Raw genomic sequence first — 23,924 nt, 5'->3', positions numbered from 1 at the left:
TGCCTGGGGGTGCCCCTACCCCCGCATGCGCGAGGCTGACGATCTGGACCAGGCCAATGACCTGGTGGCCCTGCCTCTACCCCCGATGCGCGAGGCTGACCGGGACACGGCCAGGAAGGCCGGCGTCGCCGTGCCTCTACCCCCGCATGCGCGGGGCTGACCCCTTGGGGGACGTCGTCGGGCCCGAGTCCGACCCTCTACCCCCGCATGCGCGGGGCTGACGCCACCATCGCCGAGCTCGTCCACCACATGCAGCCTCTACCCCCACATACGCGGGGCTGACCTGCTGACCTGCAATGTTAGTCGGTTCGGGGTCGCCGTGGGTTCACTGCCAAGGTGGTGGCTCCCAGGGGAACCATGAGGGTGCCGTCGAAGATCACCGGCCCGGGCACCTCCGCGTCGAAGGCGACCGAGACGTGCCAGCGCCCGTTGTCCTCCTGCCCATCGACACCTCCGTCGCTTCGTGAGTCGGAGTGACGCTCAGCCCCAACGAGTCCGCAGCCGAGCCCCGAGGCGCATTCCTCCAACAAGGACACAATGCGTTCAGGCTCTTCCGCCGTCGGCACAACGGTGGTCCACAGCGACGATGGAGCGGTGGCGGCCCGCAAAACTCGAGGTAGGGAAGCCATCGTCCTGGTCTCGGCGAGTCTGGCCTCAACCACCCCCGTTCTCACCGCGAGTCCCACGGAGGGCAGCCGAGAACCCCCGGCCACGAGCACCCCCCGCAGAACGGGCAGGTGACGGCGACCCAACCCACCGATGAGTGGCAGCATCCAGCCCGCCTCCCCAAGGGAGTCTCGCAGCTGCTCCATGACGAGAGCAGCGTCGGAGGCATGCACCAGAACTGCCCCTTGTCTCCCACTGTGGGGTATTCGGTAGAGCGAGCACGTGCGCAGCAGCTCCCGAGTATCAGGCGCAGGCACCTCACCCGACTTCTCACCCACGATCCGATAAGGATAGGTGGGGCGCACGCTCATATACGGATGCGTCCCCGTCACGGTGCTGCGGCGCCGCTCCTCCTCTCGGGCGTCCAAAGCAGCCAGGAGTCCTGCCGTTCCCACCCGCAGCCGAATCCAGCCCGTCGGATCCGGTTCCCAACAGGAATGGCCAGGTGGCACCTCGACAACACCGTCGACGACGTCGAGCAGCACGGGTGAGGTCGGACGCCCGAGGTACTCCACGGACCGCGCCACCTTCTGCAGAACGCCCAGATCGACCGGGCCATCGGCGGCGAAGGTCCAACGCACGACGTCGTCCCGGCCGGTACCGACCATCATGCCGCACTCGGGATCCTTCGCCTGCTTCTCCAGAAATCGCCAGGGCTTGTCGAAAATGTCGGTCGGCGAACCATTCTCAGCCGTCTTCACCTCATTGTTGACGGGAACCCACCGCCGGTAACCTATCTGACGCTCACCGGCCAGAGGGGCGGTGATCCGTGGAGGACGACATCGGAAGAGAGCCTCGACCTCGGTGATGCCTTCTCCGAGGCCATGGGCAGCGGACAGCATCGCGGCCAGTACCCGTGCTGGAGCCGGCGGCCATTCGGCGCGACCGTCACCATCGTGCGCGTTGAACTCTCCGAGGGGGAACGAGGCCGTGATGGTCAGATCACTCATCGCTGCGTCCGTCAGTCTTGCGCCCGTCGACGTCCAGGATGATCTTTCCCAGCGGGGAGTTGTGGGTGATCGTGACCGTGGTGGCGCCGTTCCAACCGATCTCCTGGCCCAGGTCACGCACGAGGTCCACCAGCTCGTCGACCTCCGGCAGTGTGAGGGGCTCGGAGGGTGCCCCGTGCCTCTCGACCTTGACCTCGAGGCCCGGCTCGCGCAGACGCAGCTCCGCCCCTGCACGCAGGTCCAGCTGTTCCTGAAGCAGTCGGTACAGCAGCAGGGTCAGGCTGACCACCAGCGCTCGCGCAGGCTCCGGGCGAGAGAAGGCGAATGTCCTCAACCCAGCAAGGGAAAAGAAGGCCTTCCCCACGATAGAGTCGTACGTTAAATCTGACGGAGCCTCAGAAATATCAAGCGGAGGTAACGACCCAATTCCCAGAGCGGAAAGCTTTACTCCACGAATCGTCGTTTTATTACTGGTTGCCGCGAAGAGTGGATCCGTTTTCCCGGCCATACGACGACGCTCAGACACGCCGGTCGCAATAATCTCCGATGTGAACAGTCTCGCAGAACGCGAATCCGCAGGATTCATGACGTAGTAACCAAGATATTTGTCTCGCGTCGCATTCAACTCACGAGCATCCTTGCGCCCACTTTTTTTCCCTCCCTTGTTAGCGTCATCAACAGCCTTCTGGGAGCGCTTCGTCTGCGAGTGCCACCACCCGAAGGGGATCGCTGTAGGGAATCCAGTGAGCAGGGCATCCGGCTGAGCTCGTGTGGCATTTTGGATTCCCTCAAAATCGATCCCCTTGGCGGTGAGCTCGTCTCGTATGAGCCTCCACGTGGCATCGGCCTGCCGGTGGGAGAGCTCCACGGAGGTGGTTAGCACCTCTCCTTCCTCGTCGACGAGGACCACCAGGGGAAACCCCACCACCTCAGCGAGAGTGGAGGTTCCCCCTCTGAAGCGACTGGCCAGAAGCGCCTCGCACCGCGAGGCCTGAGACCCCCACGTATCAATCGTGGCCGCCTTCTTACCTTTGGAAGTTTCAAAGAATCCGACAACCTCTCCCTCCTGACGGATTGTGCCCGCCGGCGGTGTCACAGTCATTCCCGACAATGAGTCGTATTGGCTGGTCACGCTGATTCCAGCCACCGCACCCTCCTCCATGAGGGCATCGATGGTGGAGAGAAATTCTTGAGCCGTTGCCATCGTTCAATCTCCTTATCTACATATCTATTGTCATACTGGTCGAACACAGTTCTCATTCACGCCCTCACAGCACCAAGGGCATTCCGTAGCCGTAGGCCTTCCCCCTCCCGATGCCCTGGCGGTAGGCGGATGCGCCAACCTCACTGATACTGCTCACAGTGCCGGTGAGGTCCCGGAGCGTGAAGGAGCGTCCGCCTCGTCGGCCCACGAACCACCTCGGCGAGACCGTCAGCTCACTGACCCCCAGACCATGGCGCTCCAGCAAATCGGTGGCCCAACCATGAGCCTCTTCGTCGAGGACGGCGCGAACGCGGTTCCTTCCCGATTCGTCGGCATGGCGTTTCTCAGCCACCACTCGAACAGTGAAGCGCTGACCAACAGCAAACCCTGACGGCGCCTCAATGGTCTGTGTTCCGGGCAGATCGAGATCGGCCCGGAATCTGATGACCAGGGAGCCCTTCTGCCCGCCGTACTCGGTTGGTAGGGCCAGGCGGTAGAGGACACCGAGGTCTGCGCGAATCGACCGCGAAGCGCCTCTGAGATCGGGCAAGTACGACATGGCGAGACGATGGACTGCATCCGGTGTTCCCAGGTCCGGTAGCGCCTTCGCCAGCGGGAGGACTGCGATGCGATCAGGCATGGGTTGTTGTCACCTCTTCCTCTCTCATGCCCCGGGGCGAGCGGGCGCGAACGATCTCACACTGGATGCGGTGTTGGTGCCGCGAATGAGGGATGTCCACCGGCGCCACGGCAGTTCAGGCGGCGGGGACTCGTGCAGATCGATGATTGCCTCCATCGTGAGGGGAACCGGATGCAGCACCCAGGAGAGGGCCTTGGCCGGATACTCTCGCTTCATCTCGCGCTGCCGCGGCTGGAGGAGCAGGTGCCCGCAGAAGGCCAGGAGATCCACGAGCGGGTACACATCGCACTCCTCCGATCCACTGGTAATACGTGGAGTCACCTGACTGGCGGAGAAGCGCAGCCCCGGCTTGGCCCGCGCAACAACAATCTCGCCGTGCACCAGTCGGTCAAGGTGTGCCGCCCCCGCAGCGACAGCATCGTCCGCAGTGGCCCGTGACGCACCCACGAGCCCCCAGGTGTCCTGCACCGACTTGACGGCATGACTCTTCCCACTGAACAGGGTCAACGTGGAACGCCAAACTTTGAGGTCCTGCGTTTTCCTGATCTCCCCACCCTGGACCGACGTCACCGACGCATCGAAGACGGCTACCGGCCCACATGCCCTGAGGTCGCTCGTCTTGTCAGCGGCCTGCCAGCCGGCATGTGACAGGACGTTGACCGCGGATCGCCTGGGCGTCGTCGTGGTGATGCCGCGCAATCCACCCTCCCCGAGGCCCCAGGTTCGCTCCACCAGGCCACGAGCGGCCGCCTTCACCAGCTCGTCCGTATCCCCGCCATAGCCGACGACGGGGACGCCTTCCCCGTCAAAGCGGAGCGTCGCCCCCGGCAGTAGCGATACCAGTCCCCAGGTCGCCAGGACATAGGCTGCACGATTTCCCGGCAGCGCAGTCAGGCGGTAGTCGGCCGCCTCATCAGGGCATGGCGCACTACTCATGGTTCTGCTCCAGTTCTTGCGAGACATCCCAGTCAGCCAGGCGAAGGATCGCCTCGACCAGCGCCAGGGTGTAGGGGCCGTAGCGATCATTGAGACGGTGGAAACGGTTCATGGCCTCAGCCCAAGAAGGGCCACACGGGTCCTGATGCCGTGGAGCTGTTCCGTGCTCGGGCAGGCACACCGGTCCTGGGCCTCGGAAGCGGCCGTGGTGACTGAGAACCAGATGCATCACCAGGTCGGGATCGTGCGCCGTCTGCTCACCTCTGTCGAGCTGTTCCTGGAGGAGATCCGCTGAGGCCGCTTCGTGCCTCCAGCCGAAGGGAACGCCGGCCATGCGCATGGAGCGGTTCCAGTACCTGCGAGGGAGCCGAGACTTGCTCAGCTGCCTTCGATGCTCCCGCTGAACCGGATCCTCCAGAAGGAGGAAGCCGCTCTCATCCACGGCAGCCCCGAGGGCGGCCTGCATCCTGGGATCGGCCTTGCCGTCGTCATGGTGACGCCCGGCCGTGACGAGGTCCTCCACCAGGTTCTCGGGCAGGCCGATGGCTCGGGCCCACTGTCCTGCACGCTCACCCACCTGGTCTCCGTGACCACACAGGGTGCGCTCGTCGGCGTCATCCTCGGTGCTCGCGGGACGTTCGGTGGCGGCCTCCACGAGCCGCAGGCGGAGCCACGGGTGAGGACTGTCGGCGCCAAGGACGTCGTCGACGATCTGCCAACCCGGTGGCACTGCGAGCAGGGCCGCCTCTTCCAGGAGGTCGGCGTACGGGTCGTCGGTTCGCAGGTCACCCTCGGACAGGTCCGTGAGGATGATCGCCTCCCTCCGGCTCGTCCCCGTCGCGAGGGACACCAGCTCCTTGGACACCTCCTCAGCCGTGGCGCCGGGCATGACGTGCTGCCCGGAGTAGTCACGGCCGGCGTCCTCCAGCGCGTAGGGATTGCTGCCATCACCCGGTGCCAGGACGAGGACCTGACCGGGAACCAGATCGGGAGGAGAGGCCCCGGCCTCAAGGACGCGCGGCTCCTGCGACGTCGGATCGATGATGACGAGGGGCTGCGTTTTCACCGCCTGTTTCGCTACCTCCTGAGCATCGTTCAGCGGGATGCTCCAGGCCTCGGCTCGAAGATCGGGCCGCCACCGAGTCAGGTCCTCTTGGAGGGCCTCGGGACTGACGCCGGCGAGGTCTCCCACACTCTTGCGGAAGACGATGAATGTGTCCGGCCGTGGATCGGCCAGCGGCCGGATCCACGGATGGACCGGGGCGTCGTTACGGGACCCCAGGGTGCGCAGATAGGCGGCGAAGACATTCGGAGGGATGATGACCGGGACCTGAGTCGCGTTCACCAGCTCCTCTCGCCCGTCAGCCTCATCGAGCCGCTTCACCACCTCACCGAGGGTGGTGGCTCCGTCGATCAGCTCGACGACGGCGTCTGCGGCTCCGCCGTGGATCGGGTCCTTACTCGTGGTGGAGTGAACGATGGTCACGCTACCGTCGGAGCGGGCTCCGACCCGGTTGACCCGTCCCAGGCGCTGCACCAGGGAGCCGGCCTGACAGCTCTCCGTCAGGAGGTGGGTGAAGTCGAGGTCGGCACCAACCTCCAGAGTCGATGTGGCCACGACGACGGTGGCCTGAGCGTCCTGACGACCCTCGGCCCCCGTCCGATAAGGGCAGAGTCCCTCCACGACGTGCTCGCCACGGCGAGCAGGCATCCCGCCGACCATGACGTCCACGTGAGGAGCCTGCTCCTTCAGCTTTCGGGCCTGCTTCTTCAACCCGGCTACGACCTTCTTGACGGTGTCCAGGGTGTTGCAGAAGACGACCAGCGACTCTCCCCGGCTCAGCTCCTTCACGCGGCTACACGCCTGCTCCGTGAGCGCAGCTGCCGCCTTGCCTTCCACGCAGAGAACGTCCACTGGGACACCGTCACGATGCGCCCGACGTGCGCCCAGTTGCGGATCGAGGCGACACTCCTCCTCCCAGTCCAGGCTGAGACCGGGAGTCGGCTCCTGGTCGGTCCCCCGGTGGAGGGTGGGAAGCGTCATGGGTGTCGCCGTCATCGGCATGACCTGCAGGCCCGGGACGCTGCCACCACAACGATCCTCGAGCCTGCTCTCCTCGCTGCGGAGCACGAACAAGGTGGTCAGGGCCTGCTCGGAGAGGTGCGCCTCGTCGAGGACCCAGAACGCATCCAACCCCGTCAGCGCCGCATCGATGCTGCGGCGGTAGGGCGAGAGCTGGTAGCCGCGGAACAGCAGACGGGACACAGTCATATCGAGTGTTCCCAGGATGATGGCTGGGCGCGAGGGGTAGCGCGTGTGCTCCGTGAGGTCCCCATCAGTATCAGCGAGCCCGCCGCGCAGGCGACGCACCTCGAGCACCTCCGCCTCAGCAGGGATCGCGAAAGCCGAGCGCAGCACCTCGGCCACGTGTCTCACCGCCGACCGATCACCCACACCTTCTCCGAGCGCCTTCCTGATCCTTTGCGCCGCCTCGAAGGAGTCATCGACGACGGCGCGCCGGTCGACAACGAGATGCAGTCTCAGAGGGACCACCCGCTTCCGACGACGTCGGCTTACCTGCTCGGCATCCTGTGCCAGCGCGTACAACCATCCGATGAGGACCGCGAGGGTCTTGCCCATCCCGGTCGGGACGCTGAGGTGGGACGGCGGCTCTCCCTGAGCGAGTCGCTCGGCCAGGCGCACCTGGTAGTCCCTGGGCTCATGCCCAGTGATCTCGCGGAAGAGGTCTGCGAAGTCCAGGCCGCTCACATCAACACTCCTGAGAACTTGGTCTTACCATAGATAAGTTCAACCCCCAGTCCCCTGGGGCAGCACCGCCAGCACTTCCGTGCGAACCATTGATAATCCGCCACCTCCACCAACTGTGGAGCCGATGAGTCCCTTGAGAGGCACGGCGATGATGAGACTCATCTTACACTTGGTGAGTCCCCCTGTCACTGCCCACTGCCGTACCAGAGCTCCAGAGGGTCGCCACAGTCAACACCAAACTTGACTAAACCGATCATTAACTCTTGACCAAATAGTCGATGAAGGCACGACCAATCTGATCGTCATCCAGCGCTCCCAGACCCCAGAGTTATCCACAGACCCACTCTTTTGGCTGTACGGCGGCACAAAGTGGCCCTTACGATCAGTTCATGACCACCTACCAGCCGCGTCTCATGGACCAGCGCCTCGAGGAGCTGCTGCGGTCGGTCCCGGCGGTCAGCGTCGAGGGAGCCCGCGCCGTCGGGAAGACCCGCACCGCCAGGGCCCACGGCACTACCTTCATTGCCGTTGACGATCCCGATGAACGCGCCCAGCTCGCTGCCATCGGATCGCGCTTCACCACACTTCCCAGCCCTCTCGTCATCGACGAGTGGCAACGCATGCCCGAGCTGTGGGACCGGGTACGTCGCGCCGTCGACGACGATCCCTCTCCCGGCCGTTTTCTGCTCACCGGGTCCTCCACACCGTCCCAGGCGCCCACCCACACCGGCGCAGGACGGATCATCACCCTGAGGATGCGTCCCTTCAGCCTGGCCGAGCGCGCGATCGAGACCCCAACGGTCTCGGTGGGGAGCCTGTTAGGCAGTGGCCTCGGCACTCGGGACCCCTCCGCCCTGACCCCGATCGAGGGGTACACGAGTGTCACGATCGACCAGTACGTCGATGAGATCTGTCGCTCCGGCTTCCCCGCCATCAGGGAGCAGCCGCCTTTAGGGCGCAAGGCCCAGCTGGACGGATACATCGAGCAGACGCTTCGACATGATCTACCGGAAGCGACCGGCGGCAGGCGACGTCCACGATCCGTGAGGGAGTGGCTGACGGCCTACGCCAGCGCGGTGGCCACAACGGCGAGCTTCAGCTCCATCGCCGAGCTGGCGACCAGACCCCTGAGCACCGACATGGGCTTGGCGACGGCGCGCTCCTACCGAGACCACCTCAGCGGAATGTGGCTACTGGACCCGGTTCCGGGCTGGAGCCCCAGCGAGAACGAGTTCTCCCGTAACAACCTGACCGACAAGCACCAGCTGTGCGACCCGGCCCTGGCCGCTCGTCTTCTCGGATACGGTCCCGCCGAGGTGCTCGGGGTCGGCCACCCGATCCTCACCAGCCCTCGGGGCACGCCGCGCCGCCCCCGAGTGCTCGGCTCACTATTCGAGTCCCTGGTGATTCAGAGTCTTCAGGTCTACGCCGAGGTCCTCAGTGCCCGGGTCTTCCACCTGCGCACCAAAGGCGGGCTCCAGGAGATCGACGTCATCCTCGAAGGAGCCGACCGTCGGGTCGTCGCCTTCGAGATTAAGGCGAGGGCCACCCCCAAGTCGGAAGACACCAAGCACCTGCGCTGGCTGCGCAAGAAGATCGGGCCGAGGCTCGCGGACGCAGTCCTGGTGACCACCGGTCGTCTGGCCTACCGGGACGAGGACGGGATCGCCGTCGTGCCGGCCGCCCTGCTGGGACCGTAGGACCTCGGCCGGCTCCAGACAGCCGCCCCAGCCCCGGCTCACAGGGGGTAGGCCGACGCCTTGCCTTCGATGGCCTCGGTGAGGTCGATCTCGCGCTCACCCAGACTGAAGCGGTAGCGGCCCAGGATCTCCAGGGGCTCGTCCTCAGCCGCCAGGAAGGCGCGCACGGCCTCCTTCTCCTCCTCGTCGAGCCAGGTCATCTGGTCCGACAGGCACCGGTAGCGGCTGGCCTCGGCCACGTCGCGCAGCCACTGCATCTGGGTGTCGTCCAGGAGGTTGCGGCGGTGGCGGAAGAAGACGACGTCGGGGTCGACCCCGATGACCCGCCCCAGCCAGAGCCGGTTGATGCCGGCGTGCAGGGCGTTGTAGGCCTTGGCATCGGATAAGTCGTCGGAGGCGTAGTTCTCCCACATGGGGGCCACGTCCGGGCCCACCCGCACCGCGTCGAGCAGCCCGATGGAGGGCATAATGAGCGCCCCGGAGCCCAGGAGGAAGGTCTCCTCCCCGGCGGTGTCGCGCACGAGCCGCAGCCCGGTGCGGTAGGCCTCCTCCCGGTCGATCTGGCGGTGGCGGTAGCCGGGGATGGCGGCGGCGTTGATGAAGTCGAGCTTGAGGTAGCTGAAGCCCCACCGGTGGACGATCTTGGCGATGAGCTTGCGCACGTAGGTCTGGGCGGTGGGGTGGGTCGTGTCCAGCGCGTAGTAGTCGCCGCCCCAGTTGGAGCCGGCCACGGCCAGCCCTCCGTCGGCGTTGTGGACGAACATCTCCGGGTAGTCGCGCACGGCCCGCGAGCCCGGCAGGGCGATGAAGGGCGCCACCCACAGGCCCGGCTGCATGCCGGCCTTACGGATGCGGGTCGCGGCGGCCTCCATGCCGTCGCCGAAGCTCTCGCCGGCCTCCCAGTCGCCGACCGCGGCCTCCCAGCCGTCGTCGATCTGAAGCGTCTTGAACCCCAGCTCGGCGACCTGCGGGATCTCGCGCTCGAGGGCCTCCTGCGAGATGGCCTCGTAGTAGGAGTACCAGGAGCACCACACGCTCTGCGGCTCGATCGCCCGGCCCCCCAGGCTCTCGCCGAGCTCACGCGCGTAGCGGGCCATGACGGCGGTGGCCGGGCCGGGCAGGATCACCCAGCGCGCCGGGTCGCCGGACTCGGTGAAGGCCTCCAGGACCGCGGTGTCGGCGCGCAGCCGCGGCGTGCGCCCATCCAGGCAGCCCACGAGCAGCGCCCCGGCGGAGTCCTCCAGGACCGCCATCCAGGCCGAGTGGTGGCGGACCGGATCGTCCCAGGGGGCGTCGTCGGCGGTCCGACGGCGCTGCTCGTTAGCGATACGCATGGGCGCCTCGCTCAGGCGGCGCCAGCCCGACGGCGACCAGGAGTTCTGGCCGGTGCGGTAGAACTCGCCGTCGCGCATGTCGTGCAGGAGGGTCAGGTGGGAGGCCTCGACGTAGACCGCGCCGGTGGCGCCACCGGCCCCGTGCTGGGTGGTCACCGTGCCGTCGCAGGCCAGGGCGATGCTGCGCCCGGTCAGGGTGATGTGGTGAATCATGCGCTCTCCTCGGCTCCGGCCTGTCCTGCCCGCGGGTCAGGTCCCCCTTAAGGCACCGGCACCGCCGGCTCGCACTGTACGTGCTACCGACCGTACAGACCGACATTTTCTTCAAAGATGACGCGGAGCCGCGTCGATTATGAAGATTCCGTCGGTAAGTGAGGATTGTGCTGCCCACGGTGGAAGTAGGCCGCCAGCTCCGCGTCGAGCTCGGGCACGTCGAAAGGCACGGAGCCCGAACGCAGGGACCGGGTGGCCAGCACGCCGGCTGCGACGGCGTCGCGCGCACTGACCGGGGAGACCTCGGTGGCCCCGCCGTCGCGCACGAAGCGCAGGAACTCGTCGATGGCGAGCTGGTCGGCGCTGTCGTGCCCGGTGCCCTCCTCGGCGATGACGTACTCCTGGGTGGCGCGCTCGGCGTAGTGCTCGGTGCGCTTCGTCCACACCTTGACGACGTCGCCGGCCCCGTCACCGAGGTTCTCGGCCCGGCCGCGGGTGCCGATGACCGTGTAGCTGCGCCAGTAGTCGGGGGTGAAGTGGCACTGCTGGTAGGAGGTCATGACCCCGTTGCGCATGGTCATCATGAGCATGGAGTGGTCCTCGACGTCGATGACGGGGTTGAGCCCGCCCACCTCGTCGGCGGGCCAGTGCTCGAGGCTGAACCAGTCCTGCATGACGGTACCGGCGCTCGTCCCGGCCGGGCGCCGCTCGGCCTCCCCGTAGACCATGAGCCCGCCCATACCGACGACGCGGGCCGGCGCGGAGTGAGCCAGCCAGCTCATGACGTCGATGTCGTGGGCGGCCTTCTGCAGCAGCAGGCCGGTGACGTGACGGCGCTCGGCGTGCCAGTCGCGGAAGTAGTAGTCGCCGCCGTTGCCCACGAAGTGGCGGCACCAGATGGCCTTGACCTCGCCGATCCGCCCGGAGTCGATGATCGACTTCAGCAGCCGCACCACCTCCATGTGGCGCATGTTGTGACCCACGTAGAGGCGGGTGCCGGTGCGTCGGGCCACCTCCAGGATGCGGTCGGCGGCCTCGATGGTGATGGCCAGGGGCTTCTCCAGGTAGACCGGGATACCGGCCTCAAGGAAGAAGCGGGCCAGCTCCTCGTGCGTGTCGTCAGGGGTGGTCAGGACGACGGCGTCGATCCCGTGCCCCAGCAGGTCGCGGTGGTCGGCCACGACCGCCACGCCCTCGGGCAGGAGGCGCTGGGCGCGCTCGACGGCGTCGGGGGCGGTGTCGGCCGCGGCGACGAGCCGGGCCGACACCGGTGAGGAGTCCGCGAGCGCGGCCAGGTAGCAGCGGGCCCCGATGCCGACGACACCGACCCGCAGCTGCCTTGATGCTTCAAGCACTCTGTCACCCTCAGCTCTTCTGGCGGGCCGCCCACCAGGAGCGCAGTGCCTGGCGGGCCAGGTCCTCACCGATCGGCCCCTTCTCCATGCGCAGGTCCATGAGGAAGCGGTAGGCCTCGCCGACGATCGGCCCGGGGGCCACGCCGAGCTCGGCCATGATCTGGCCGCCGTCGAGGTCCGGGCGGATGGCGGCCAGCTCCTCGGCGGCACGCAGGGCCTCGATGCGCTCCTCGAGGTCGTCGTAGGCGCGGTCCAGCATGGCGGCCTTGCGGCGGTTGCGGGTGGTGACGTCGGCTCGGGTGAGCCGGTGGAGGCGCTCCAGCAGGGGGCCGGCGTCGGTGGCGTAGCGGCGCACGGCCGAGTCCGACCAGGCGGCGTCGACGTAGCCGTGGAAGCGCAGGTGGAGCTCGACCAGCCGGGAGACGTCCTTGATGGTCTGCTTGTCGAAGCGCAGGGCCCTAAGGCGCTTGGCCGTCATGCGGGCACCGACGTGGTCGTGTCCGTGGAAGGTGACGGTGCCGTCGGGCAGGAAGCGGCGGGTGGCGGGCTTGCCGACGTCGTGGAAGATCGCGGCCAGGCGCAGCACCAGGTCGGGGCCGGGGACGGGTCCGTCGGGGCCGGTCTCCAGGTCGATGGCCTGGTCCAGGACGGTCAAGGTGTGCTCGTAGACGTCCTTGTGGCGCTTGTGCTCGTCGACGGTCTCACGCAGGGCGCTCAGCTCGGGCAGGACGACGTCGGCCACGCCGGTGTGGACCATCAGCTCCAGTCCGCGCCGGGGCCAGGGGCTGGTGAGCAGGCGCTCGAGCTCGGCGCGCACGCGCTCGGCGGAGACGATCTCCAGGCGGGAGGCCATCTCCTCCATGGCGGTCATGACGTCCATCTCGACGTCGAAGCCGAGCTGGGCGGCGAAGCGGGCGGCCCGCATGATGCGCAGGGGGTCGTCGTCGAAGGACTGCTCGGCACTGACGGGGGTGCGCAGGACGCCGGCAGCCAGGTCGGCCAGGCCGCCGCAGGGGTCGACGAGCTCGAGGTCGGGCAGGCGCAGCGCCATGGCGTTGACGGTGAAGTCGCGGCGGGTGAGGTCCCCGGTGAGGGTGTCTCCGTAGGTGACCTGGGGCTTGCGCGAACCGACCTCGTAGGCCTCGGTGCGGTAGGTGGTGACCTCCACGATGGTGGAGCCCTTGCGCGCGCCGATGGTGCCGAAGGCCCGGCCCACGTCCCAGGTGGTCTCGCCCCAGGCGGCCAGGATCTTCTCGGTCTGCTCGGGGCGGGCCGAGGTGGTCAGGTCCAGGTCGTGGGGGGCGACGCCGAGGAAGGCGTCCCGTACCGGCCCGCCGACCAGGGCAATCTCGTGCCCGGCGCGCACGAAGGCGTGCCCCAGGGCCGCCAGGGCGGGGGGCAGACCCTCGAGTGCCTGACGGGCCGTGGGTGTCAGGCCCCGGTTCTCAGCGGCATCCGGGGAGTCGACGGGTTCAGTGGGAGCGGGGTGCGCAGTCATCGGCCCAAGCCTGCCACGAACCCTCACCGGCGCGCCGTCGTCCTTGGCCTCAGCCACCCTGTGGTGAGGACCATCCCACGCAGCGGTCACGGCCGCCACCGACCGCCGCCACCCTCACGTCCGTCCGCGGATGGCGCAGTTGTGTGCGACGACGTACTCGGCCAGCGGCGCCCGGCGGCTCGAACGCCCTAGAGTGTCCCCATGCCCTCTCCACGCACTCGCACGCCCCGCGCCGGAAACCCGGCCCGCCGGGCGGGTGCGCGCGCCCTACCGATCGTCAACGAGACCAGTGCCGGCGGCCTGGTCGTCGACGTTCAGAACGGGCAGGCCTTCACCGCGGTCATCGCCCGGCGCAACCGGGGCGGGCGGCTGGAGTGGTGCCTGCCCAAGGGGCACCTGGAGGGCACGGAGACCCCCGAGCAGGCCGCGGTCCGCGAGATCATGGAGGAGACCGGGATCACCGGTCGGGTTCTTCGCCACCTGGCGACCATCGACTACTGGTTCGCCGGCCACGAGCACCGCGTCCACAAGGTGGTGCACCATTTCCTGCTGGAGGCGGTCAGCGGCACGCTGACCACGGAGAACGACCCGGACCATGAGGCCGAGGACGTCGAGTGGGTCGCCCTTGACGACGTCTCCCACCGCCTGGCCTACCCCAACGAGCGCCGTATTGTGGCCGCGGCCTGGGACATCCTGGTGGGGGATGGATGACGGGCACCACCTGTCTGTACGCGAAGGTGGTCACCACGCTGGGCTCCCGGCTGCGGAGCAGGGCGATGGTGACCATTGCCGCGCTGTTGGGTGTGGCCGGCCTGGTGATGTGGCCGGTGGCCGCTCTGCCCACGGCCGAGGCGGACCAGGGCTCCGGCGCGCTCCCGCTCGCGCAGTCCGCCGGGCTCTCCGCTGAGGTCGCACCGGCTGCCCCGGCAGCCCCGTCCACGACGTCGGCCCCCTCCACGGCCCCAGCGGCAGCGAACGAGAAGACCACTAACCAGGTGACCGTGAGTATCGACGCCCTGGCCCCCGAGGTGCTCCGCAGCGACCAGGACCTCAACCTGACCGGCACCATCACCAACGGAACCGCGCAGACCATCACCGGGGCGGACCTGGTGACCCGGGTGCAGCGATCCACGGAGTCCACGAGCCGGGGCCTGAGCAAGTGGCTGACCGGGACCGATGAGTCGGGACTGTCAGACCCGTTCACGGTCCCCCTGGGTCACGACCTTCAGCCGGGGGGCGTCTCCCAGTTCTCCATCACCATCCCCGCCGATGAGCTGCCGCTGAACAGCACTGACCAGTGGGGGCCGCGCGGCGTCTCCGTCGCCCTGGCGGCCCAGGACGTCTCCCTGGCCCAGGACCGCAGCATCCTCGTGTGGGACAGTGGTGCCCCCGTCGCACCGATGCGCATGACCGTCTTCCTGCCGGTCACCGCTTCCGCTCAGGAGATGGCGGTGCTGTCGGGCCCACGCACCCGGGAGCGCACGGAGGCCCTCAGTCGTATCCACAACCGGGTCCTCGGCCTGGTGAGCATGGCCGGCGACGGCGTCATCGCCGCCGTCGACCCGGCACTGGTCGAGGCCCTCGGTGTCACCACGGCCAGTCTCGAGCAGGCCGCCCGCAACAACAGCTCCCAGCCCTCCACGCCGGATGCCTCCCCTCAGGCGCCCCAGAGCACCGACTCCTCCGCGTCGTCGCCCCCGACCGCTCCGTCGACGACGGCCCCCTCGGCGAGCGCCGCACCGTCCCCGCAGACGGGGGGCAACGCCACCGCCTCACCGTCGGGCAAGGCCCCGCAGGTCTCCAACGAGGTCACTCAGCTCTCCGCGGCTCTCGCGCGGGCCATCCACTCCGACAGCCTGGTGGCTCTGCCGTGGGGCGACTCCGATACCGCGGCCCTGGCGCACCTGCAGCAGACGAGCCTCATTGAGACCGCCGCACGGCGCACCCAGGAGTCGGCCATCGTCAAGGCGGGGGCCCCGACGTCGGTGTCCTGGTTGGCCTCCAGCGTCGCGGACGCCACCACGGTCAATGCGCTGGCGCAGCCGGATTCGACCATCATCGCCTCACCGGAGTCCTTACCTCCGTCCGACGAGCTCACCTACACCCCCTCCAGTCTGGGCGCCTCCGGGAACCACGCGGTCCTGATCCCGGAGCAGTCCCTGTCGGGGGCGCTCACCGGCCAGGACGCCAACCCCACTGCCTCCGATCAGGGCGACTCGACCACCCAGAGCACCCAGGCCTCCGCACTTGACACCCGCCAGCTGCTGCGCGGGGACAGTGCCATCCTGGTCCGCCAGGCCCCGATGCTGGAGCGGGACATCGTCGTGGCGATGCCCCGCCAGGCCGCCTCCGCCGTGCAGTCATCGGTTGTGCGGGAGCGGGTGACCGCCCTGCGCTCCGTCCCCTGGACCCAGTCCCAGACCCTGGGCGCCCTCCAGGAGAGCGCCCAGCACGAGGTCGCGGCCGTGAACGAAGGCACCTCGCGGATCGAACGCTCCGAGTCACCGGACACGGTGATCGACGACGACGAGCTGTCCGCCGACACCTTCGCCGCCGCCGGCCGTACAGCCACGACCCTGCAGTCGATCTCCTCGGTGCTCTCCGAGCCGGCCGCGCTGCTGGGCGACTACACCGACCTGGAGGCGGTAGTCTCTTCAGCATCCTGGCGGGCCGACCCCGCAACCCGCAACGCCCAGGTTCCGGCTGCCGAGGCGGCCGGCGCCGGCGTCACCTCCTCGCTGGCCGCGGTGCCGTCGTCGACCATCAATCTCATCAGCTCCGAGGCACAGCTGCCTGTGCGCGTCGCCTCCTCCCTGGCCCAGGACGTCACGGTCCAGGTCTACCTGGTCTCGAACAACAAGCGCCTCCAGGTCCCGCGCACCACCACCGTGCGGGTCCCGGCCCACCAGCAGGCCAAGGTCACGGTGCCGATCCAGGCCGTCGGCTCGGGCGACGTCGCCCTGACGGTGCAGGTGCTCGCCGCCGACGGCACCACCGTGGGCACCCCCACCACCGTCAACATGCGAGTGCGTGCCGACTGGGAGGGACGCGGCACCGGCATCATCGTCGGGGTCCTGGTCTCCATCGTGGTGATCGGTACGGTGAGGACAGTACGACGAGGCCGCCGCACCGCAGTGGCCCCGGCTGCACAGGAGACGGCATGAGCATGATCAAGCACGCACGAGCCCGGCGCTCCCTCTCCCAGGGGCGCAGCCAGGCCTCCCTGGCGCGCTCCTCGGCCATCATGGCCTCGGGGACCCTGGTCTCCCGCATCCTGGGCATGGTACGCAACGCCCTGATCGTCATGGCGCTGGGCGCCACCGGCTCGGGGGCCGCCGACGCCTTCAACACGGCCAACAACCTGCCCACCTACCTGTACAACATGATGATCGGCGGGATCCTCAACGCGATCCTGGTGCCGCAGATCGTTCAGGCCCTCCGACGGCGCAACGGCGAGGAGGTCGTCAACCGTCTCTTGACCGCCGCGGCCACGCTCATGCTGGCGGTCACCTGCATCGCGACCGCGGCCGCGCCCCTCATCTTCACCCTCAACGCAAACTCCTTGGCCCAGGGGCAGTGGCGCACGCTGTCCTTCGCCTTTGCGTTCTGGTTCATGCCGCAGGTCTTCTTCTACGGCCTGTACGCCCTGTGGGGGCAGGTGCTCAACGCCCGCTCGAGCTTCGGGCCCTATATGTGGTCGCCGGTGCTCAACAACATCATCTCGATCGCCTCGATCCTGCTCTACCTCCATCTCTACGGTCGCTACACCACCGGTCAAGGAGCAGAGGTCTGGGACTGGAGGCGGATCACTCTCATCGGGGCGACGACGACCCTGGGCATCGCGGTTCAGGCGCTGATCCTCTACATCCCCCTGGTGCGCTCCGGGTTCCGGCCGCGCATCATCTTCGGGGTGCGGGGCCTGGGGCTGGGCAAGACCGTCAAGGTGGCCCTGTGGGCGCTGGCCGGGGTGGGCGTGGCCAGCCTGAGCAACTGGATCACCTCCAACCTGGGCTCCTACGCGGTCACGGCCTCCGAGCAGCCCGAGTACGCGAATGTCATCGTGCCCTCCACGACCATGTGGCTCAACGCCTACCTGGTGTACATGCTGCCCCAGTCCCTCGTGGTCACCTCCATCATCACGGCCCTGTTCACCCGGATGAGTGAGAAGGCCGCGGCCGGGGACGCCGCCGGGGTGCGCGAGGACCTCTCCCTGGGGCTGCGCTCGGCGGGTGTCTTCACGGTGCTGGCCACCGCAGGGATCTGCGTCCTGGCCGTCCCGGCCCTGCAGCTCTTCACCCCCTCGATCACCCTGCCCGAGGCTCAGGCCAGCGCCCCCATGCTCATCGCTCTGGCACTGGGTATCGTCCCGCAGGGGATCTGGTTCGGGACTCAGCGGGTGATGCTGGCCTACTCCGATACCAAGCGGCTGCTGCTGGCCGACGTCGTCGTCGGCGTCATCCCCGTGATCCTGTGCGTCCTGGCCTACTTCGTCGCCCCGGCCAACCACTGGATGACCTGGGCGGGCGCGGCCAACACGATCAGCCAGATCGGAGGCTGCGTGGTGGTCATCCCCATGATGCGCTCCCACCTGCCCAGCCTCGACGGCCGCAAGATCGTCACCACCCACCTGCGTCTCATCATGGCGGCGGCGCCCGCGGTCGTCGTCGGGATCCTGCTCAATGCGATGCTCGGTGACATCGACTCCGACTCCTCCCTGGCCAACATGACCGCGGCCCTCGGACACATCGCCGTCGTCGCCACCGTCATGTCGCTCATCTACCTGCTGATGGGGCGCGTCATCAGGATCGAGGAGATCACGGTCGCCTTCCGGCCCTTCTCGCGGATCCTGTCCACGCTCGGTCGTCGTCTGCCCGGCGCCCCCGGGCGGGCGGTCCTGGCGGCGGCGGCCTGGTTGTCACCGCCGCAGCCGCAGACCCAGGCGACTGCTCAGATGGCCGCCGTCCAGACGCCTCCGCCTCCGCCACCGCCGCCACCGGCTCAGGCGGTTTCAGGCCCCTCCAGTGCTTCAACGGGGGCGACGGCGCACGGTGCTGTTGGCTACACCTCCGGCGGCACCCAGGCGGTTCCGCCCGCACCGCCGCCGCCTGCGCAGGCGCATCCCCACTCCTGGGGACAGCCGGGTCAAATGGGGTCTCAGTACGCGGGTGGCCACCCGTCTCAGCCCGTGGCGGGCCACACCTATAACGGGCAGCCCGGTCACCGGCTCGCACCGCCGCCACCGGCAGCCTCGCAGGCCGCGGCCGCGCCACCACCCCCGAGCACAGGTGCCGCAGCCGGCTCCTCCCACCACTGGCACACCCCGGGGCACGTCCCGGCCAACGCTCCCGGGAGTATCCCGCCGTCACTGCCGCCCAGTATTCCCCCTTCCCGGGTGGCCACAGGGCGCTCCGCCCTCCACCCGTCATACAGTTCTGCCCACACGGGCCACATCACCCCGGTCTGGAGCCCGCAGACAGTTACGATGGGGTCAACTGGTTCAGATGGACAACCATCTCAAGGAAGGAGACGTATGTCGGAAGCGACGCCGATCGGCAGTGGCCGCTACGGGCTCCTGGGAACGCTGTCCACCACTTTGCCGCGCATTGTCAGACACCGTGGCGTCGACACGATCCTGGATCGAGACGTCACGATCCTGGTTCTCACCGACGCGACGCTTCATCGCGACAACGTCCTGGAGTCGGCCAGCAGGGCGGTGCTGGTCGAGGACCAGCGCCTCCAGCAGGTCTACGACGTCGAACGCGCCGAACCCTCCGTCATCGTCACCGAGCCGCTGACCGGACGCACCTTCTCCTCCCTGGTCTCCCGGGGCATGCCGCCGGAGCAGGCGCGCGCCATCATCGGTGAGACCGCGCAGGCGCTCGACGCCGGTGCTCGCAAGGGCCTGCACCACCTCAACCTGTCTCCGGAGTCCATCCGCGTTCTTCCCGACGGAAGGGTGAAGGTCAGTGGCCTGGGCATTGAGGCCGCCGCCCTCGACCTGGAGAGCCGGGTCGCCGGCCATGACCCCACAGCCGCCGACCGCGCCGATGCCCGCTCCCTAGTGGAGATCCTCTACTACGGTCTGACCGGCCGGTGGCCGGGCAAGCGCCCCGGTATTCCCTCCGCACCTCGACTGGGCGGTGTCCCGGTCAAGCCCTCCACGCTCGTGCCGGGAATCGACCCGGTCCTGGACGAGTTGTGCGAACGCACCTGGAGCAGCCAGCCCCCTATCTCCTCGGCGGAGGTGGCGCGCTCACTGGGCACGTGGGGCCAGGTGGCCGGCTACCACGAGTCCGGGCCAACACAACGCCCCTCGTCCCAGCACCCCTCGTCGAACGGCGGCGCCACCGGTGGCAGTGGCAGCGCAGCCGCGGGTGCGACGGCCGCCGTCAGTGCCGCGGGAGCCGGCGTCGCCAACGCGGCGCGCGGAGTCCTGGACAGGCTGCGGCGCAGCGGTGCGGGCAAGAGCACCACGGTCAGCGCGCCGGCAGGGCAGATGGCACCCTCACCGGTTCAACCGGAGTCGGCACCGTCCGTGCCCGCCGCCTCCGATGCACCTGCCGAGCAGACCTCCGTCATTGAGGCGGCCTCCGTTACCGCAACGCCGGCCACGCAGGCCCCTGGTCCGCAGCAGCCCGAGTCGGCGACTGCACAGAAGCAGTCCGCCGACGATGCCTACGTCCAGGTCACCGGGCCGACGAACCCGATCCCCAATGTCCTGTCGACTGCCTCCGAGACCGTTCCCGGGCCGGCACCAGTCCCGGTCGAGCCCTTCACCGGCAGCTTCCCGGCCTTCGATGACGACGAGGACGAGGAGATCGACCCCGAGGCCGCGCGCCGCGAGCAGCGCACGACCAGCTCGGTCCTGATCACCTTCGTCCTCATGGTTATCGCCCTGCTCGTGGTGGCCAGCTACATCGTGTACCAGACGATCGGCATCCCCTTTGCGGACAAGGACCGCGCGGCCGCTGACACCGTCCCGTCGGCCAGTGCTCAGGAGAACGGCGGTGGGGGCAGCCAGCAGCCCGCGCCCCAGCCGACTGCGGCCAAGCCGGAGATCGCGGGCGTGAACGTGGTCAACAACCCGAGCTCGCAGGCGGCCAACAACCAGCAGTACCTCGCCGACGGGGACACGAGCCGCCCCTGGTTCTCTCACAACAGCAGCAGCCAGAACCTGAGCCAGCCAATCGACATCGAGATCAAGCTCAAGGACCGCGCCAAGGTCTCTGAGATCGACTTGCAGGGCACCAACGACGGCGGGCAGGTTGAGGTCCGTGCCACGGACCTCAGCAACGCCGACGGCGGTACGGTCCTCGCCCAGGGTCCCTTCACCTCGGGGAGCACCACCCTCAAGGTCGACAACCCTCAGGAGGTCGATACCCTCGTCATCAGGGTGACCCAGCTGCCCAAGAACAGTGAGCCCGGCGAGTACCCCTACAAGGCAACAGTGACTGAGGTCACAATTAAATAAGACCTTCCCTGGGAACAGGCCGTACTGGTAACCAGTTACCTCAGGTAGCCGCGCACTGCGGCTCCCTATCCGCTCGTCAGGAGAGTCATGATTCACGACGTCGTCATCGTCGGCTCCGGTCCCGCCGGCTACACAGCTGCCATCTACGCGGCCCGCGCCCAGCTCAATCCGGTCATCCTGGCCGGTTCGGTGACTGCCGGCGGTGCCCTGATGAACACCACCGAGGTGGAGAACTACCCCGGCTTCATCACGGGCATCATGGGCCCTGAGCTCATGACCCAGATGCAGGAGCAGGCCGAGCGCTTCGGTGCCGACATCCGCTACGAGGACGTCACCGCCCTCGAGCTGGAGGGCGATGTCAAGCGCATCACCACCTCCGACGGCGCCTACGAGGCCCGCACGGTCATCATCTCCACCGGCTCGGAGCACCGGCACCTGGGCATCGACGGGGAGGAGCGCCTCTCCGGCCACGGCGTGTCCTACTGCGCCACCTGCGACGGGTTCTTCTTCAAGGATCAGGACATTGTCGTCGTCGGTGGTGGGGACTCGGCCATGGAGGAGGCCACCTTCCTGACCCGCTTCGCCCGCTCCGTCACAGTGGTGCACCGCCGCGACGAGCTGCGCGCCTCGGCTGTCATGGCCAAGCGCGCCCAGGAGGACCCGAAGATCTCCTTCGCCTGGAACTCGCGAGTCGTCGAGCTCCACGGTGAGGACTCGCTGACCGGTGTCACCCTGGAAGACACCGTCACCGGGGAGCACCGCCGGCTTAAGGCCACGGGTCTGTTCGTCGCCATCGGACAGGTGCCGCGCAGCGAGCTCGTCGCTGAGGCACTTGAGCTCGACGAGGCCGGATACATCAAGGTCGAAGCGCCTTCTCAGCGCACCCGCATCCCCGGGGTCTTCGCCTGTGGTGACGTCGCCGACCCCACCTACCAGCAGGCGATTACGGCGGCCGGTTCCGGCTGCCGCGCGGCCCTGGACGCCCAGCACTATCTGACCACTCTGCAGGCCTGAGGGCCGGCTGCCTCCACTCAGCGCAGGGCGGAGTCGGCACCGCCGACGTCGCATCGCCGGCCCCGTCCATCCTGACTCACCCACCCACAACGTTCGAGGAGAACAATCATGTCCGAGGCTCTCGCCGTCACCGACGCCACCTTCGAGGAGGAGGTCCTCAAGTCCGAGGTGCCCGTCGTCGTCGACTTCTGGGCCCAGTGGTGCGGCCCCTGCCGCCAGATGGCGCCGATCGTGGACGAGGTCGCCGCTGACTTCGGTGACAAGGTCAAGTTCGTCAAGGTCGATGTGGACGCCAACCCGGCCACGGCCCGCTCCTACGGCGTGCGTTCCATCCCGACCTTCGCGGTGGTGCGCGACGGCGAGGTCTTCCACCAGTTCGCCGGCTCGCGCCCGAAGGCCTCCTTCAAGGCCGAGGTGGACAAGGTCCTGGCCTGAGCCCGGGGCTTCACCCACTCTTCTCATTCTCACATATTGGCCTCACCGAGCCGCCCCTCGCAGGCGGCTCGGTGAGGCCAATACGCTATCCCGCCGGTTGTCTGATGTCTGGTTCCGTCGTCGGGCGGGCTGTCACCGCATCTGACACAGCATCTGTCACCCGCGGTCACGGCCCCGTAGAATCGCACCGGATTCGCACGCGGCACCAGGGCATGCGACACGGCAAGAAGGCGGCACATGCAGCACATCCAGTACATCTCCACCCGTGGCCAGATGGCGGCAGCCGGGTTCACGGACGTCCTTCTGGCGGGGCTGGCGCCCGACGGCGGCCTGGCGGTACCGAGCCGTCTGCCCGTCCTGAGCCCCGAGCAGATCGAGGCCTGGAGGCCTTTGGGCTACGCCGACCTGGCCACGGAGGTCATCGGCCTGTTCGCCACCGACATTCCCCGGGAGGACCTCGCCGAGCTGACCCGGGCCGCCTACGGAGCGGAGAGGTTCCCCCAGCCGGTCGTCCCTGTCACCGGGCTCGACGACGTCGCCGACGGCCTGACCCTCGTGGGCCTGTCCGAGGGACCGACGATGGCCTTCAAGGACCTGGCCATGCAGTTCCTGGGGCAGGCGATTCCCTATGTCCTGGCCAGGCACGGCCAGGTTCTCAACATCCTGGGCGCCACCTCCGGAGACACCGGTTCGGCGGCCGAGCACGCCTTCAGGGGGCAGGAGGGCGTCAGCGTCTTCATGCTCTCGCCGGCCGGCCGCATGAGCCCGGTGCAGCGCGCCCAGATGTACACGCTGCAGGACGCCAACATCCACAACATCGCGGTGCGCGGTGTCTTCGACGACTGCCAGGCGCTGGTCAAGGCGCTGAGCAACGACGCGGAGTTCAAGGGCGCCCATCACCTGGGCGCCGTCAACTCCATCAACATCGGCCGCATCGCCGCGCAGGCCGTCTACTACGTGTGGTCCTGGCTGCGGGTCACCGACGCGGTGGAGGAGGGGCGCCGCGCCGGCTACCGGGTCGATGTGTGCGTGCCCTCGGGCAACTTCGGCAACATCTACGCCGGCTTCCTGGCCCGGTCCATGGGGGTGCCGATCCGTCGTCTCATGCTGGCCACCAATGAGAACAACGTGCTCGAGGAGTTCTTCACCACCGGCATCTACCGACCCCGTTCGGCACAGGACACTCTGGCCACCTCCAGCCCGTCGATGGACATCTCGAAGGCCTCCAACCTGGAGCGCTTCATCTGGGCGCTGCTGGGCCCCGAGGTCTTCGTGCAGCGCTGGGCGGAGCTGGAGACCACCGGCGTGCTCGACCTGCGCGATCAGCTCCCGCGCATGCGCGAGGAGTTCGGCTTCGTAGCGGGCACGTCCTCGCACGCCGACCGGCTGGAGGCCATCCGCACCGTCAAGGAGCGCTCCGGCCGGCTCATCGACCCGCACACGGCCGACGGCATCACGGTCGCTCTGCGCATCATGGAGCCCGGTTTCCCCACGCTCGTCATGGAGACCGCCAAGGCCGCGAAGTTCCCGCAGACAGTGGCCGAGGCACTCGGGAGCGAGCCGGAGACTCCCGACGTCGTCGCCGATCTGCTCGCCCGGCCCCAGAAGGTCGAGACGATCGACAATGAGGAGGCCCCCTTGCGCGCCCTTATCGAGGAGCGTGCCCTGAGCTGATGACCAACGACCCGCGAGGGTTCTGACCCTTACCGCGCCGCGCATCGTGCCCACGATGCGCGGC

The 23,924-nt window shown here is 68.1% G+C and carries 14 protein-coding genes, 1 pseudogene and 1 CRISPR repeat array (1 of these 16 only partly in view); of the genes and pseudogenes, 7 read left to right on the top strand and 8 right to left on the bottom strand.

Annotation, left to right across the window (positions count from 1 at the left end; translation table 11 throughout):
- Positions 1-40: direct repeats of the CRISPR family, unit length 28 nt; it reaches 293 nt to the left of the window's first position.
- A gap of 259 nt (positions 41-299) precedes the next feature.
- The 5 genes from csb2 to cas3g form a co-directional block, all read right to left on the bottom strand.
- Entirely contained in the window at positions 300-1,616 is a 1,317-nt protein-coding gene (gene csb2 / locus RIV14_RS05750; RefSeq protein ID WP_075372122.1) for a type I-G CRISPR-associated protein Csb2, read from the bottom strand.
- Positions 1,609-2,820 (bottom strand): type I-G CRISPR-associated RAMP protein Csb1/Cas7g, encoded by a 1,212-nt coding sequence (cas7g, locus tag RIV14_RS05745; protein WP_075372121.1) that lies wholly within the window; start codon positions 2,818-2,820, stop codon positions 1,609-1,611. The genes csb2 and cas7g overlap by 8 nt, the downstream gene beginning before the upstream one ends.
- 64 nt (positions 2,821-2,884) lie before the next feature.
- Positions 2,885-3,460, bottom strand: a complete 576-nt coding sequence (locus RIV14_RS05740; RefSeq protein WP_075372120.1) for a type I-E CRISPR-associated protein Cas6/Cse3/CasE — start codon at positions 3,458-3,460, stop codon at positions 2,885-2,887.
- A 24-nt stretch (positions 3,461-3,484) separates the two neighbouring features.
- Positions 3,485-4,396: a hypothetical protein gene (locus RIV14_RS05735; protein ID WP_256699169.1), complete on the bottom strand. Its 912-nt coding sequence runs from the start codon at positions 4,394-4,396 to the stop codon at positions 3,485-3,487.
- Positions 4,389-7,166, bottom strand: a complete 2,778-nt coding sequence (gene cas3g / locus RIV14_RS05730; protein WP_075372118.1) for a type I-G CRISPR-associated helicase/endonuclease Cas3g — start codon at positions 7,164-7,166, stop codon at positions 4,389-4,391. The genes RIV14_RS05735 and cas3g overlap by 8 nt, the downstream gene beginning before the upstream one ends.
- A gap of 389 nt (positions 7,167-7,555) precedes the next feature.
- On the opposite strand from cas3g, the gene RIV14_RS05725 reads away from it, so the two are divergent.
- Positions 7,556-8,866, top strand: a complete 1,311-nt coding sequence (locus tag RIV14_RS05725) for an ATP-binding protein (protein WP_075372117.1) — start codon at positions 7,556-7,558, stop codon at positions 8,864-8,866.
- Between the two features lie 596 nt (positions 8,867-9,462).
- Here the strand turns inward: RIV14_RS05725 and RIV14_RS13720 are convergent.
- From RIV14_RS13720 to RIV14_RS05710, 3 genes and pseudogenes are all read right to left on the bottom strand, one after another.
- A pseudogene (locus RIV14_RS13720) lies at positions 9,463-9,963 on the bottom strand (glycoside hydrolase family 36 protein); the annotation flags it as partial.
- A gap of 587 nt (positions 9,964-10,550) precedes the next feature.
- On the bottom strand, positions 10,551-11,768 hold the full coding sequence (locus RIV14_RS05715) for a Gfo/Idh/MocA family protein (protein WP_075372115.1): 1,218 nt from the start codon (positions 11,766-11,768) through the stop codon (positions 10,551-10,553).
- Positions 11,769-11,778: 10 nt separating this feature from the next.
- Positions 11,779-13,266, bottom strand: coding sequence for a CCA tRNA nucleotidyltransferase (locus RIV14_RS05710; RefSeq protein WP_075402326.1), 1,488 nt, complete (start codon positions 13,264-13,266; stop codon positions 11,779-11,781).
- Positions 13,267-13,467: 201 nt separating this feature from the next.
- Between RIV14_RS05710 and RIV14_RS05705 the strand changes: the two genes are divergently transcribed.
- From RIV14_RS05705 to thrC, 6 genes are all read left to right on the top strand, one after another.
- Positions 13,468-13,977: an NUDIX hydrolase gene (locus RIV14_RS05705; RefSeq protein ID WP_075373043.1), complete on the top strand. Its 510-nt coding sequence runs from the start codon at positions 13,468-13,470 to the stop codon at positions 13,975-13,977.
- Positions 13,974-16,430, top strand: a complete 2,457-nt coding sequence (locus RIV14_RS05700; RefSeq protein WP_075373042.1) for a DUF6049 family protein — start codon at positions 13,974-13,976, stop codon at positions 16,428-16,430. The genes RIV14_RS05705 and RIV14_RS05700 overlap by 4 nt, the downstream gene beginning before the upstream one ends.
- Positions 16,427-20,737 (top strand): murein biosynthesis integral membrane protein MurJ, encoded by a 4,311-nt coding sequence (locus RIV14_RS05695; RefSeq protein ID WP_075373041.1) that lies wholly within the window; start codon positions 16,427-16,429, stop codon positions 20,735-20,737. The genes RIV14_RS05700 and RIV14_RS05695 overlap by 4 nt, the downstream gene beginning before the upstream one ends.
- An 87-nt stretch (positions 20,738-20,824) precedes the next feature.
- Positions 20,825-21,751 (top strand): thioredoxin-disulfide reductase, encoded by a 927-nt coding sequence (trxB, locus tag RIV14_RS05690; protein ID WP_075373040.1) that lies wholly within the window; start codon positions 20,825-20,827, stop codon positions 21,749-21,751.
- Between the two features lie 108 nt (positions 21,752-21,859).
- Positions 21,860-22,186, top strand: a complete 327-nt coding sequence (gene trxA / locus RIV14_RS05685) for a thioredoxin (protein ID WP_075373039.1) — start codon at positions 21,860-21,862, stop codon at positions 22,184-22,186.
- A 237-nt stretch (positions 22,187-22,423) separates the two neighbouring features.
- The gene (gene thrC / locus RIV14_RS05680) at positions 22,424-23,860 is read left to right on the top strand and encodes a threonine synthase (RefSeq protein WP_081381871.1); all 1,437 of its coding nucleotides are present in this window, start codon (positions 22,424-22,426) and stop codon (positions 23,858-23,860) included.
- Positions 23,861-23,924: the final 64 nt, after the last annotated feature.

The organism is Actinomyces acetigenes, assembly GCF_031296635.1.
GTDB classification, from domain to species: Bacteria; Actinomycetota; Actinomycetes; order Actinomycetales; family Actinomycetaceae; genus Actinomyces; species Actinomyces acetigenes.
This window is presented reverse-complemented; position numbering and strand designations above follow the sequence as displayed.